The 12,750-nt window shown below is 68.4% G+C and carries 12 protein-coding genes; 8 read left to right on the forward strand and 4 right to left on the reverse strand.

All coding sequences use genetic code 11. From position 1 onward, the window contains the following. Positions 1–44: 44 nt before the first annotated feature. The 3 genes from IQ292_RS11100 to IQ292_RS11110 all read right to left on the reverse strand — a co-directional run bounded on the left by IQ292_RS11100 (position 45) and on the right by IQ292_RS11110 (position 4,884). The gene (locus IQ292_RS11100; protein WP_203310448.1) at positions 45–1,832 is read right to left on the reverse strand and encodes an AMP-dependent synthetase/ligase; all 1,788 of its coding nucleotides are present in this window, start codon (positions 1,830–1,832) and stop codon (positions 45–47) included. A gap of 54 nt (positions 1,833–1,886) precedes the next feature. After that, complete coding sequence (ggt, locus tag IQ292_RS11105) at positions 1,887–3,659, reverse strand: gamma-glutamyltransferase (protein WP_420853684.1); 1,773 nt, start codon at positions 3,657–3,659, stop codon at positions 1,887–1,889. 187 nt (positions 3,660–3,846) lie between these two features. Beyond that, positions 3,847–4,884, reverse strand: coding sequence for a quinone-dependent dihydroorotate dehydrogenase (locus IQ292_RS11110; RefSeq protein ID WP_203310368.1), 1,038 nt, complete (start codon positions 4,882–4,884; stop codon positions 3,847–3,849). Positions 4,885–5,047: 163 nt separating this feature from the next. On the opposite strand from IQ292_RS11110, the gene IQ292_RS11115 reads away from it, so the two are divergent. The 8 genes from IQ292_RS11115 (at position 5,048) to IQ292_RS11150 (ending at position 11,413) form a co-directional block, all read left to right on the forward strand. Continuing rightward, positions 5,048–5,503 carry an SUF system Fe-S cluster assembly regulator gene (locus IQ292_RS11115; RefSeq protein WP_203310369.1) on the forward strand — a complete coding sequence of 152 codons (456 nt, stop codon included), beginning with the start codon at positions 5,048–5,050 and terminating at the stop codon, positions 5,501–5,503. A 1-nt stretch (position 5,504) separates the two neighbouring features. Continuing rightward, on the forward strand, positions 5,505–6,968 hold the full coding sequence (sufB, locus tag IQ292_RS11120) for a Fe-S cluster assembly protein SufB (RefSeq protein ID WP_420853685.1): 1,464 nt from the start codon (positions 5,505–5,507) through the stop codon (positions 6,966–6,968). Then, entirely contained in the window at positions 6,968–7,309 is a 342-nt protein-coding gene (locus IQ292_RS11125; protein ID WP_203310371.1) for a hypothetical protein, read from the forward strand. Before sufB ends, IQ292_RS11125 begins: the two co-directional genes overlap by 1 nt. Positions 7,310–7,322: 13 nt before the next feature. Beyond that, on the forward strand, positions 7,323–8,066 hold the full coding sequence (gene sufC / locus IQ292_RS11130; protein WP_203310450.1) for a Fe-S cluster assembly ATPase SufC: 744 nt from the start codon (positions 7,323–7,325) through the stop codon (positions 8,064–8,066). Next, positions 8,063–9,148: a SufD family Fe-S cluster assembly protein gene (locus IQ292_RS11135; RefSeq protein ID WP_203310372.1), complete on the forward strand. Its 1,086-nt coding sequence runs from the start codon at positions 8,063–8,065 to the stop codon at positions 9,146–9,148. The genes sufC and IQ292_RS11135 overlap by 4 nt, the downstream gene beginning before the upstream one ends. A gap of 196 nt (positions 9,149–9,344) precedes the next feature. Beyond that, positions 9,345–10,553 (forward strand): cysteine desulfurase, encoded by a 1,209-nt coding sequence (locus IQ292_RS11140; RefSeq protein WP_203310373.1) that lies wholly within the window; start codon positions 9,345–9,347, stop codon positions 10,551–10,553. Between the two features lie 10 nt (positions 10,554–10,563). Next, positions 10,564–11,022 (forward strand): SUF system Fe-S cluster assembly protein, encoded by a 459-nt coding sequence (locus tag IQ292_RS11145; protein ID WP_203310374.1) that lies wholly within the window; start codon positions 10,564–10,566, stop codon positions 11,020–11,022. 40 nt (positions 11,023–11,062) lie between these two features. Continuing rightward, the gene (locus tag IQ292_RS11150) at positions 11,063–11,413 is read left to right on the forward strand and encodes a HesB/IscA family protein (protein ID WP_203310375.1); all 351 of its coding nucleotides are present in this window, start codon (positions 11,063–11,065) and stop codon (positions 11,411–11,413) included. Between the two features lie 104 nt (positions 11,414–11,517). On the opposite strand, the gene IQ292_RS11155 is transcribed toward IQ292_RS11150, so the two are convergent. Beyond that, on the reverse strand, positions 11,518–12,672 hold the full coding sequence (locus tag IQ292_RS11155) for an N-acetyltransferase (RefSeq protein WP_203310376.1): 1,155 nt from the start codon (positions 12,670–12,672) through the stop codon (positions 11,518–11,520). Between the last annotated feature and the right edge of the window lie 78 nt (positions 12,673–12,750).

Genomic DNA, 12,750 nt, shown 5'->3' on the forward strand with positions numbered 1-12,750 from the left:
CGCCGGGTCGGCACCGCCCCGATCCAGCCTCGCCGGATCGCACCTCAGCCGCGATACAGCGCGTCGAGCCGATCCCCATAGGTGTGGCGGATGACGTGCCGGCGGATCTTCAGGCTGGGTGTAAGCTGCTCGTTCTCGATGGTGAAGCCTTCGTCGGCGAGGATGAAGCGGCGGACACGCTCGGTGACGGACAGATCCTTGTTCACCCGCTCGATGGCGTGGCCAATCGCCGTGCGATACTCGCTGTTCTCGTGCAGGCGCTTGAAGTTGCAGGCATCGCCGTTGGCGGCGCACCATTCCTGCGTCCATTCGGGATCGGGCACGATCAGCGCGACCATATAGGGTTTGCGATCACCGTAGATCATTGCCTGCACGATCTCCGGCTGCAGCGTCAGCATGCCCTCGATCTTCTGCGGCGCGACATTGTCGCCCTTGTCGTTGATGATCAGGTCCTTCTTGCGGTCGGTGATCTTGATGCGGCCGCCCGCGTCGAATTCGCCGATGTCGCCGGTGTGCAGCCAGCCGTCCTTCAGCACGCGGGCGGTCTCCGCCTCGTTGCGCCAATAGCCGTGCATGACGAGTTCGCCCCGCACCAGGATCTCGCCATCCTCGGCGATCCGCACTTCGGTCTCGACCAGCGGCGGCCCGACCGTCTCCATCCGCAAGCCGGCGGAGGGCCGGTTGCACGAGATGACCGGCGCCGCCTCCGTCTGGCCATAGCCCTGCAGGAAGGTGAGGCCGAGGCTCTGGAAGAAGATGCCGATCTCCGGGTTGAGCGGCGCACCGCCCGACACCATCGCCTTCAGCCGGCCGCCGAACTTCTTCGCGATCTTCGGCTTGAACAGCGTGTTGACCGCGAGCTGCGTCGGCCGGTCGATCAGGCGCAGCCTGCCCTCATACTGCCGCGCGCCGATCGCCAGCGCCTGACCGAGCAGCTTCTGGCCCAGGCCGCCCTGTTTCTCGATCGCCTTGCTGATCCGGGTGCGGAGCACCTCGAACAGGCGGGGCACGACGACCATGATCGTCGGTCGCACCTCCTCGATGTTGCTCGCCAGCTTGTCGAGCCCCTCCGCATAATAGATCTGCGCGCCGAGCCCGATCGGGAAATGCTGGCCGCCGGTATGCTCATAGGCGTGGCTGAGCGGCAGGAACGACAGGAACACCTCGTCGTCCCAGCCGAAATCCTCGGAGATGACGGTGCAGCAGCCGTTGACGTTGTGCAGGATCGCGCCGTGGTGCTGCATGACGCCGCGCGGGGCGCCGCCGGTGCCGCTGGTGTAGATGATGCAGGCAAGGTCGTCGCGCGCGAACGTCGCCTGGCCCGCGGCACGATCCGCGCTGGTCGGATGATCGGCGATCAGCTTGCGCCAGTCGTGGAAATCGATGCTGGCGGACGGCGCGCGCATCTCGTCGATGCCGATGACGATCTGCCCCTGGTTGGATCGCAGCACGGCGGGCAACAGCGTCTTGGCGAGCTTGTCGGTCGAGACGATGATCGCGCAGGCGCCCGAATCGGCAATGATATGGGCGTGATCGCGTTCGGTGTTGGTGATGTAGGTCGGCACGGTGACGCAGCCCGCCGCCATGATCGCGAGGTCGCTGATACACCATTCGGGCCGGTTCTCGCTGACCAGCATGACGCGGTCGCCCGGTTTGAGGCCGATCGCCTTGAGCCCGGCGGCGAGGCTGGCGACCTGTTCCGCCGCGTCGGACCAGCTGGTCGAAACCCAGCTGCCGCGCTGTTTCGCCCAGAGGAACGGGGCGTCGCCCTTCTCGCGCGCGCGCGCGAAGAACATCGCGACGAGATTGGGGAAATATTCCAGCTTGCGCATCATGGCTCTCCTGACGCCGGGCGGCGCTGCATGGCGGCCGCCTGTGGCGGATAACTATTCGGACGGGCGGTTGGCTGCGGCGCCGATCCTCGCCGGGCGCGTGACGGTGCCGTCCTCCGCGATCGCGACGCCCTCGCTGCGCGGATCGGCCGCGCCGACCCAGCGGCCGCCCTTCCACTCGATGGCATTCGCCTTGAGCCCCAGCGGCGCGATCTCCGTACGCTCGCCCAGCGCGGCGAGCGCCGGCTGCATCGCGGCGACTGCGGTGTCCGCCTCCAGCGTCGCGACCGGGCCGGGCGCATAGACGAGCCCGAGGCCGATCGCATCCTGCGCGGGGAGGTGCCAGTCGACGACGCCGACGATCGCCTTGGCGACCTGTGCGATGATGGTCGAGCCGCCGGCCGCGCCGACCGCGAGCCGCACCTTGCCGTCGGGGCCATAGACGATCGTCGGGGCCATCGACGAACGCGGGCGCTTGCCACCCTCGACGCGGTTGGCGACGAGATAGCCGGTACCGTCCGCGCCCTTGGCGACGGGAACGATGTCGAAGTCGGTCAGCTGGTTGTTGAGGACGGCGCCGTCGAGCGCGAGGCCGCTGCCCCACGGTCCCTCGACGGTCGTCGTCACCTCGACGACGTTGCCGGCGCGATCGGCGACGGCGAGGTCGGTGGTACCCGCGACCTCGCTGACCGGCGCCTCGATCCGCGGCGGCGCGCCGGGCGGCGTTCCGGCGGAAACGCTCGGCATGGTCGCGGTGGGCGAGATCAGCATGGAACGGCTGCGCAGATAGGCGGCGTCCAGCAGACCGGCGACGGGCACCTTCACGAAGTCCGGGTCGCCGACGTACATGTTGCGGTCGGCATAGGCGAGGCGGCTGCTTTCGGCGAACAGATGCCAGGCGGTCGGATTGTCCTTCCCCAGCCCGGTCATGTCGAAGCGCTCGAGCTGCTTCAGGATCATCAGCACGGTGAGGCCGCCGGAGGACGAGGGCGCCATGCTGCACACGCGGTTCGCGCGATAGGCGATGCAGACGGGCGTGCGCGGCTTTGCATCGTAGCTGGCAAGGTCGCCCGTCGTCATCTTCGACGGATTGCGCGCCGCGCCGTTGACGGTGGCGACGAGCTTCTGCGCTTCCGGTCCGACGTAGAAACTGTCCGGGCCGCGTGCCGCCAGGCGCTGGAGCAGCGCGGCCTGGGCGGGATTCCTGACGAGATCGCCAACGGCATAGGCGCTGCCGTCCGGCCGGGTGACCAGCGCGCGGCTTTCCGGCGTCAGGTGCGCGCCATAAGAGGCCACGGCATTGACGTAGCGGGGGCTGGCCCGGAAGCCGTCGCGGGCGAGGCGGATCGCGGGTTCGAACAGCTTTGCCCAAGGCAGCTTGCCGCCGCTGCGATGGGCCAGCGCCATGCCGCGGATCGCGCCGGGTACGCCGACGCTGCGGCCACCCGGCACGGCATCTGCATGGCTGAGCGGCGTGCCGTCGGCGGCATAGAACCAGGTGGGGCCGGCGGCGGCGGGTGCGGTCTCCCGCGCGTCGATCGCGTCGATCCGGCCGGTGCGCGCGGCGTGGCGTACCCAATAGCTGCCCCCGCCGAGGCCCGAACTTTGCGGTTCGACGACGCCGAGCGCGAGCATCGTCGCGATCGCCGCGTCGGTGGCGGTGCCGCCCGCTTTCAGAATCTCCGCTCCCGCGGCGGCGGCGCGCGGATCGGCGGCGCTGACCATGCCCTGGGCGGTGGCGGCGGTCTTCGCGGGGGCGGGCTTGGCGGGGATGGGGGCCGGGAGCAGCGCGGCGGAGGCGGCGAGCACGGTCAGGAACGTCTTCATCGGCATGAATCGTAGCGGCATGACGGGGGAGGGCAAGGGTCGAAGGCGCTGTGTCCGTCAGCCGCCGTCGCCGTCACCCTCGACCGTCATCCCCGCGAAGGCGGGGATCCAGGTACGCCGTGGCTCATGATCCGCGGGACCCGCGCGTCTGGATGCCCGCCTGCGCGGGCATGACGGCTGGGCTTGTTCAGACTCCCGTGCCAACCGCAGCCGTCACGCTGGCGAAGCCGTCCCGGGCGAGCAGTGCGTCGAGGTCGCGTAGCATGCGTGCGGGCAGCCCCGGCCCTTCGTAGACGAGGGCGCTGTACACCTGCACCAGGCTGGCGCCCGCGCGGATGCGGGCATAGGCCTCCGCGCCGCTGTCGATGCCGCCGGCCGCGATCAGCGGCAGCGCGGCGCCGGTCGCGCGGCGGAAGTCGGCGAGCCGCTGGCGGGCGAGCGGGGCGAGCGGCGCGCCGGAAAGGCCGCCCGTTTCTCCGCCATCGCGGGATGCGAGCGGCGGGCGGCTGATCGTCGTGTTGCCGATGATGATCGCGTCGATGCGATGGTCGATCGCCGCGCGCGCGACGCCGTCGATTCCGGTGGGGTCGAGATCGGGCGCGACCTTTAGGAAGAGCGGGGTCGCGCCGCGCGCCTCGGCGCAGGCGGCGAGCAGCTCCGCCAGCGCGGCGCCGTGCTGCAGGTCGCGCAGCCCGGGCGTGTTCGGGCTGGAGATGTTGATCGTGACATAATCCGCGAGCGGTGCGGCGGCGGTGACGCCCGCGACATAGTCGGCGACGCGGTCGCTTGCGTCCTTGTTGGCGCCCACGTTGATGCCGAGCAGGCCCTTGCCCTTTCGCTTCGCGGCGCGGGCATGTGCGAGCCCGGCGGCGAGGCCGTGATTGTTGAAGCCCATGCGGTTGATCACCGCGCGGTCCGCGGCGAGGCGGAACAGGCGCGGGCGCGGGTTGCCCGGCTGGGGCAGGGGGGTGAGCGTGCCGATCTCGACGCTGCCGAAGCCCAGCGCGAACAGGCCGTCGATCGCCTCGCCGTTCTTGTCGAGCCCGGCGGCGAGCCCGACCGGATTGGCGAAGGCGAGCCCCGCGACCGTGGTGGCGAGGCGGGGGCGGGTGTCCGCCCCGGTGCCGCCTGGCACCGCGCCACGCAGCCTGAGCGCGCGGATCGTCAGCGTATGCGCGGTCTCGGGATCGAGGGTGAACAGCAACGGGCGCGCGGCATAGGTCATGCCCGCCGCCTTCGCATCGCGCGGGGGGCGGGTTCAAGGGGCGGCGGGAAATCCACTGACGCTGATCGGCTTTTCCGCGGTTGACGTCCGCCCGCGAAGGCCTATCTGCCCAATCGGAACGATTTCGTCCGATTTGCGAAGCGTTCGCAAGTGGAAAGGAACCATGCGGCTCTCCAGCCTCGCCGATTATGCGGTCGTGATGATGACCGCCGCGGCACGCCTCGCGGATGCGGGGCGGCTCAACGCCACGCGCCTGGCGGAGGAGACGGGCGTGCCGCTGCCGACCGCGCAGAAGCTGGTCAGCCGCCTGTCGGCGGCCGGCCTGCTCGACAGCGCGCGTGGTACCGGCGGCGGCGTCGCGCTGGCGCGGCCGGCGAGCGCGATCAGCCTTGCCGACATCGTCGAGGCGGTGGAGGGGCCGATCCAGATGACCAGCTGCGTCGACGGCGCGGCGCTGGATTGCGCGATCGACCACCAATGCCACGTCAAGCCGCATTGGGGCGTGGTGAATGCCGCGGTGCGCGGCGCGCTCGCGAACGTCTCGCTGGCGTCGCTGTGCGGCGCCCCATCAGTTTCGGCCTCCAGCAGGACCCCGGCGCTCGCCGGGGCGGATGAGTGATATGGCGACCAAGAATGCCGAGGCCTATGAGGCCGTTTCGAAGAAGTATGAGTGGGGCTTCGCGACCGAGGTCGAGCAGGACTTCGCGCCCAAGGGGCTGAGCGAGGACACCGTCCGCTACATCAGCGCCAAGAAGAACGAGCCCGAATGGATGCTCGACCGGCGGCTCAAGGCGTTCCGGCTGTGGCAGACGCTGGAGGCGCCGGACTGGGCCAAGCTCAACGTGCCGCCGATCGATTACCAGGACGCCTATTATTACGCCGAGCCCAAGGCGAAGGCGACGATCGCCTCGCTCGACGAGCTCGATCCGGAAATCCGGCGCACCTATGAAAAGCTCGGCATCCCGATCGAGGAGCAGAAGGTGCTCGCCGGCGTCGAGGGCGCGCGCAAGGTCGCGGTGGACGCGGTGTTCGACAGCGTCTCCGTCGCCACCACCTTCCGCAAGGAGCTGGAGGAGGCGGGCGTCATCTTCCGCTCGATCAGCGAGGCGATCCGCGAATATCCCGATCTGGTCAAGAAGTGGCTGGGCAAGGTCGTGCCGCAGCGCGACAATTACTTCGCGACGCTCAACAGCGCGGTGTTCAGTGACGGCACCTTCGTCTACATTCCGGAGGGCGTGCGCTGCCCGATGGAGCTCAGTACCTATTTCCGCATCAACGCGGAGAACACCGGCCAGTTCGAACGCACGCTGATCGTCGCCGACAAGGGCGCCTACGTCAGCTATCTCGAGGGCTGCACCGCCCCGATGCGCGACGAGAACCAGCTCCACGCCGCAGTGGTCGAGCTGGTCGCGCTCGACGATGCCGAGATCAAATATTCGACCGTCCAGAACTGGTATCCGGGCGACGAGAACGGCAAGGGCGGCATCTATAATTTCGTCACCAAGCGCGCGCTGTGCCAGGGCAGGAACAGCAAGGTGTCGTGGACCCAGGTCGAAACCGGCAGCGCGATCACCTGGAAATATCCGTCCTGCGTGCTCGCCGGCGACGGGTCGGTCGGCGAATTCTACTCGGTCGCGGTGACCAACAACCGCCAGCAGGCGGATACCGGCACCAAGATGATCCACCTGGGGCGGAACACCCGCTCGACCATCGTGTCGAAGGGGATCAGCGCCGGTCGCTCCGACAACACCTATCGCGGCCTCGTCCGCGTGGCGCCGACGGCGGAGGGCGTGCGCAACTTCACCCAGTGCGACAGCCTGCTGCTCGGCGACCAGTGCGGCGCGCATACGGTGCCGTACATCGAGGTGAAGAACCCGAGCGCGCAGATCGAGCATGAGGCGACGACCAGCAAGATCAGCGAGGATCAGCTGTTCTACGCCATGTCGCGCGGGCTCGATCAGGAAGCGGCGGTGGCGCTGATCGTCAACGGCTTCGCCCGCGAAGTGCTGCAGCAGCTGCCGATGGAGTTTGCCGTAGAGGCGCAGAAGTTGCTGGGTATTTCGCTTGAGGGGAGCGTGGGGTGATGGTGATGTTCGCTGGTGCTTTGATAGCGTTGGCTGCGCAATCCGCGGCCGCGCCGGAGCCACAGGCAAATCCCCAGGTCATCGCGCAAGCACTCGATCGGTGCATGGCGACATATGCCGTGCGGATGACAAAAACTGACGCGTCCGATGAGACGATCTTCGCGGAGGCGACACGCGGGTGTGTGCAGTTGAACGAACAGTTCAAGGCCGCAATCAACGCACAGGTGCCCGCGCCGCAGGCAAGCGCCTTCATCAAGCAAATGGATGCGACGGCCAAACCGAATTTCATGGTGATGCTTGCCAAGATTCGTCGCGATCGCGCGGCACGAGCTGCAAATTAATCCAAGGTGGATGATGCTTAAAATTGAAGACCTGCACGCCGAGATCGATGGCAAGGCGATCCTCAAGGGCCTGACCCTCGAGGTGAACGCGGGCGAGGTGCATGCGATCATGGGGCCGAACGGCGCGGGCAAGTCCACCCTCGGCTATGTGCTCGGCGGGCGGCCCGGCTATGAGGTGACGCAAGGATCGGTCACGTTCGACGGCCAGGACCTGCTCGAACTCGAACCGCACGAGCGCGCCGCGGCGGGCGTGTTCCTGGGCTTCCAATATCCGGTCGAGATCCCCGGCGTCAGCAACGTCCAGTTCCTGCGCGAGAGCCTCAACGCGCAGCGCGTCGGGCGCGGCGAGAAGCCGCTGTCGGGCGGCGAATTCCTGAAGCTTGCGCGCGAGCAGGCGGCGGGGCTCGGCCTCGACCAGGAGATGCTGAAGCGCCCCGTCAACGTCGGCTTTTCCGGCGGCGAGAAGAAGCGCAACGAGATGGTGCAGATGGGCATCATCGACCCCAAGTTCGCGATCCTCGACGAGACCGACAGCGGCCTCGACATCGACGCGCTGCGGATCGTCGGCGACGGCATCAACCGGATCATGCGGAAAGCCGACAAGGCGGTGCTGCTGATCACGCACTATCAGCGCCTGCTCGATTACGTGCAGCCGGATCGCGTCCATGTGCTCGCGGACGGGCGGATCGTCCGCTCGGGCGGTCCCGAACTGGCGCTGGCGCTGGAGCGCGAGGGCTATGCGGGGGTGGCGGCGTGACGCAGCTGCTCGACCTGCCGTCGAACCGCGACGAGGCATGGCGCTGGGCCGACCTCGGCGGCATCGCGGCGGCGGCGGCGCTCGCCCCGGTCGCAGCACCGGACGCGGAGTTCCTCGACCTGCCGGGCGCGAAGCTGTTGTTCGTCGACGGCGTGCTGGATGAGGCGCGCAGCGACCTGGGCCCGGTGACGCTGGGCCCGGTGACGCTGGGCGCGGTCGACGCGGGCGATCACCCGCTCGGGCGGCGCGCGTCGCACGGCTGGACGCTGCGCCTCGCCGCCGATGCGGCGGCGGATCCCGTGCAGGTCGTGCACGTCGCGACCGGTCGCGAAAACCATGTCGCCGCCGCGATCGAACTCGCCGACGACGCCGCCGTGCAGGTGGTCGAGACCTACGTGGGGGCCGGCTGGTCCAACCGTCTGGCGCGGATCACCTTAGGCAAGGCGGCGCGGCTGATGCGCTCGGTCCGGCTGCTGCAGGCGGCGGGGTTCACCTCGCTGCGCGAGGAAGCGACGCTGGGCGAGGGCGCGAGCCTGGTCACGACGGTGCTCGGCGCCGGCGATGCCGGCACGCGGATCGACGGCGCCGTGACGCTGGCGGGCGAGGGCGGCTATGCCGAGTTCGGCGGCGCCTTGCTGACCCGTGCGGAGCAGCGCCAGGAATGCGCGGTGCGCGTGCGCCATGCCGCGCCCAATGGGCAGAGCCACCAATTGTGGCGCGCGGTCGCGGCGGATCGTTCGGTCGCCAGCCTCGCGGCGGCGGTCGAGGTGGCGCGGCATGCGCAGAAGACCGATGGCGAGCAGAGCCTGCGCGGCCTGCTGTTGCAGCGCTCCGCGACGGTCAACCTGAAGCCGGAGCTGGAGATTTTTGCCGACGACGTGAAATGCGCGCATGGCGCGACGGTGGGCGAGCTCGACGCGCGCGCGCTCTTCTACATGCAGAGCCGCGGCATTCCCCCGGCACGGGCGCAGGCGCTACTGACCCGCGCCTTCGTCGCCGATGCGCTCGACCGGATCGGTGACGAAAGGGTGCGCGAGGCGTTCGTCGCCGATGCGGATGCCTGGTTGGAGCGGGCGTTGTGATGGTGGGCACGCCGATCCTCCCATACCCGATGCTGGGGACTGACGGCGGAGCCGGCGGCGGAGGGGCAGCCAAGCGGTGCCACAGCTCGGGGCTGCCCCTCCACCACGCCGCTGCGCGTCGCGGTCCCCCTCCCCGTGCCGGGGAGGATTTGAGAGGGCTACGTACCCTCCACCGGCGCGCGCCCGGAGCGTTCGCATGAGCACGACCGAACAGCCGCTCGATACGCTCGCCGACTTCCCCGCGATCCCGTCCGGCTGGGCCTATCTCGATACCGCGGCGACCGCACAGAAGCCGCAGGTCGTCGTCGACGCGATCGCACGTGCATACGGCGAGACCTATGCCACCGTGCACCGCGGCGTGTACCAGCGATCCGCCGACATGACGCTCGCCTATGAGGCAGCGCGGCGGACGGTGGCGCGGTTCATCGGCGCGGGCTCGGCGGACGAGATCGTGTTCGTGCGCGGCGCGACCGAGGCGATCAACCTCGTCGCGCAATGCTGGGCGGGAACGCAGCTGAAGGCAGGCGACCGCATCCTGCTGTCCGCGCTGGAGCATCACAGCAACATCGTGCCGTGGCAGATGGTCGCGGAGCGCGTCGGTGCCGGCATCGATGTCGTGCCGCTGACCCCGGATCACCGCATCGATCTGGACGCCATGGCCGCGATGCTGACGCCGGCGCACAAGCTGGTCGCGCTGGCGCATGTCTCCAACGTGCTCGGCTCGGTGCTCGACGTCCGTCGGGCCGTCGAGCTCGCCCATGGTGTCGGCGCCAAGATCCTGCTCGACGGATGCCAGGCGGTGCCGAGGGTGGCGGTCGACGTCGCGGCGACCGGTTGCGACTTTTACGTCTTCTCCGGTCACAAGCTCTATGGCCCGACCGGGATCGGCGTGCTGTGGGCGCGGCCCGACCTGCTCGACGCGATGCCGCCCTATCAGGGTGGTGGGTCGATGATTGACCGCGTGACCTTCGCGAAGACGACCTACGCCCCGCCGCCTGGGCGGTTCGAGGCGGGCACGCCTCATATCGTCGGTGCGCTGGGACTGGCGGCGGCGATCGACTATGTCGAAGGCATCGGGCTCGATCGCATCCATGCGCATGAGGCCGCGCTGGTGCGCGACTGCCGCGCGGCGTTGTCGACGATCAATTCGGTGCGGCTGTTCGGGCCGGAGGATTCCGCCGGCATCGTCTCCTTCGCGGTGGAAGGGGTGCATCCGCACGACGTCGGCACCATATTGGACGAAGGCCAGGTGGCGATCCGCGCCGGCCATCATTGCGCGCAGCCGTTGATGGAGACGCTGGGCGTCGACGCGACCGCGCGGGCGAGCTTCGGCGTCTACAACGGGCCACGGGATATCGAGGCGCTGGTGCGCGGTATCGAACGCGTGACGCGGATATTTGGGTAAGGATTTTCGGATGAGCGACATGATCCGGGTCGAAGAGGTCGAGGCGGTGACGCCGCCGCCCCGCGCGCGCGTCGAGGATGCGCCCGAGGGGCAGGCGCGCGAGCGCGACTATCTCAGCGGATTCCTGCAGCAGAAACCGCAGGGCGAGGCGACGCACGAGCCGGGCGGGGCCTTGTACGAGAGCGTGATCGAGGCGCTGAAGGAAATCTACGATCCGGAAATACCGGTGAACATCTATGACCTGGGCCTGATTTACGGCGTCGAGGTGACCGAGGACGGCCATGCCGCGGTGACGATGACGCTGACGACGCCGCATTGCCCGGTGGCGGAATCGATGCCGGGCGAGGTCGAGCTGCGCGTCGGCTCCGTGCCCGGGATCGCCGTCGCCGACGTCAATCTCGTGTGGGATCCGCCTTGGGACCCGCAGAAGATGTCGGACGAGGCGAAGCTGGAATTGGGGATGCTGTAGAACGCCCCTCCCGCTTGCGGGAGGGGGGAGAAGAGACGAGATGACCACCTTACGCCAGCGGCCTGCGCCGCTCATCCTCACCCCGAGTGCCGAGGCACGGATCGCCGAGCTGATGGGGCGCGCGCCGGAGGGCGCGACGGGCGTCAAGCTGTCGACGCCGCGGCGCGGCTGTTCGGGGCTCGCCTATTCGGTCGATTACGTCACCGAGGCGAAGCCGTTCGACGAGATGATCGAGACGCCCGGCGGCACGCTCTATGTCGACGGCGGGTCCATCCTCTACCTGGTCGGCTCGACGATGGACTGGGTCGAGGACGATTTCACCGCCGGCTTCGTGTTCAACAATCCCAATGCCAAGGGCGCGTGCGGCTGCGGGGAGAGCTTCACGGTCTGAACGGCCTTGCTGTCCTCACCCTTCCGGCGCTGCGCGCCTCCCTCCCTCTCCCGTTGGGAGAGGGAAAAGCTGCCGCAGGCAGCTAAGGGTGAGGGCAGGCGTCGTTACAGCGCCTTCTCGTAGATCACATAGGTCTTGTTGACCCGGCTCTGGATCGTCTCGGCGATCGAGCGCATGCCCTGGTTGTCCTCCAGGATCCAGCCGATCTCGCCGCGGCTCGCGCCATAATGGGCGACGGAGGCGCGGCGGATATATTCGATCATCATGAAGGCGAGCTGGCTGGCCAGCCGCGACGCCTGCAGCTCCTTGACCACGCCCATCAGCGGCACGCGCATCGTGCGGACCTTGGGCTTACGCAGCCACAGCAGCAGCTTGGCCCAGCCGAAAGGCAGCAGGCTGCCGTTCAGGGGTTTGAGCGGCTCGTTGAGGTCGGGCAGGGTGATCATGAACGCGACCGGCTTGCCGTCCAGTTCGGCGATGCGGATCAAGTCGTTGAACACGATCGGCTTCAGCTTGACGCCGACATCCTTGATCTCCGGCGGGGTCAGGGGGACGAACCCCCAATTGTCGCTCCAGGCATCGTTGAGGATCGACAGGATGATCGCGGCTTCCGCTTCGAACTTGGTCTTGTCGACCTCGCGGACCCGGATGCGCGGATTGTTCTCGCCCGACTTGATGATCCGCTTGACGATCGGCGGGAATTCCTGGGTGATGTCGAGCTCGTAGGTGTAGAGCGTCTTGACCGCGGCATAGCCGGCCCGCTCGATCCACCCCTGATATTCGGGGCGGGCATGGCCCATCATGATCGTCGGCGGATGGTCGAAGCCCTGGACCAGCAGGCCGGGCTCTTCCCAGATCGACTGGGAGATCGGACCGAGCGCCCGCGTCATGCCCTGTTCGCGCAGCCAGGCTTCGGCCTTGGCGAGCAGCGCGACGAAGATATCCTCATGCTCCGCATCCATCAGCCCCCATTGGCCGACGCCGGGGCCGAACCCCTGCACCGCCGGCATGGTCAACGCGAGCGTGTCGATATGGGCGGAGATGCGCCCGACGACGCGGCCATCCTGTTCCGCGAGGAACAACTGCGCCTTGGCATGGCTGTACCAGCCGTTCTTTTCCGGCGTGATCAGGCCGAGCGCCTCGCCCTTCAGCGGCGGCACCCAATTGGGATCGTCCCTGTACAGACGAAAGGGCAGATCGACGAAGGCCTTGCGGTCCCTCTTCGTCGTTACGGGCCTGATCGTGAAGTCGCTTGCCATCTATGTCCTCCCTCCGGCGCTCCAGCCTCTACCATCGGGCGGCGATTTGACGAGTGACTATTCCGTCATCAGTGATTG

The sequence above is a fragment of the Sphingomonas beigongshangi genome, assembly GCF_016820445.1.
Classification (GTDB): Bacteria; Pseudomonadota; Alphaproteobacteria; order Sphingomonadales; family Sphingomonadaceae; genus Sphingomonas; species Sphingomonas beigongshangi.

Bases quoted from the DNA above. Each gene is read 5' to 3' on its own strand.
- ggt (WP_420853684.1), bottom strand. From the start codon at position 3,659: ATGAAGACGTTCCTGACCGTGCTCGCCGCCTCCGCCGCGCTGCTCCCG.
- sufC (WP_203310450.1), top strand. From the start codon at position 7,323: ATGCTTAAAATTGAAGACCTGCACGCCGAGATCGATGGCAAGGCGATC.
- sufB (WP_420853685.1), top strand. From the start codon at position 5,505: ATGGCGACCAAGAATGCCGAGGCCTATGAGGCCGTTTCGAAGAAGTAT.
- IQ292_RS11125 (WP_203310371.1), top strand. From the start codon at position 6,968: ATGGTGATGTTCGCTGGTGCTTTGATAGCGTTGGCTGCGCAATCCGCG.
- IQ292_RS11115 (WP_203310369.1), top strand. From the start codon at position 5,048: ATGCGGCTCTCCAGCCTCGCCGATTATGCGGTCGTGATGATGACCGCC.
- IQ292_RS11155 (WP_203310376.1), bottom strand. From the start codon at position 12,672: ATGGCAAGCGACTTCACGATCAGGCCCGTAACGACGAAGAGGGACCGC.
- IQ292_RS11145 (WP_203310374.1), top strand. From the start codon at position 10,564: ATGAGCGACATGATCCGGGTCGAAGAGGTCGAGGCGGTGACGCCGCCG.
- IQ292_RS11150 (WP_203310375.1), top strand. From the start codon at position 11,063: ATGACCACCTTACGCCAGCGGCCTGCGCCGCTCATCCTCACCCCGAGT.
- IQ292_RS11100 (WP_203310448.1), bottom strand. From the start codon at position 1,832: ATGCGCAAGCTGGAATATTTCCCCAATCTCGTCGCGATGTTCTTCGCG.
- IQ292_RS11140 (WP_203310373.1), top strand. From the start codon at position 9,345: ATGAGCACGACCGAACAGCCGCTCGATACGCTCGCCGACTTCCCCGCG.
- IQ292_RS11110 (WP_203310368.1), bottom strand. From the start codon at position 4,884: ATGACCTATGCCGCGCGCCCGTTGCTGTTCACCCTCGATCCCGAGACC.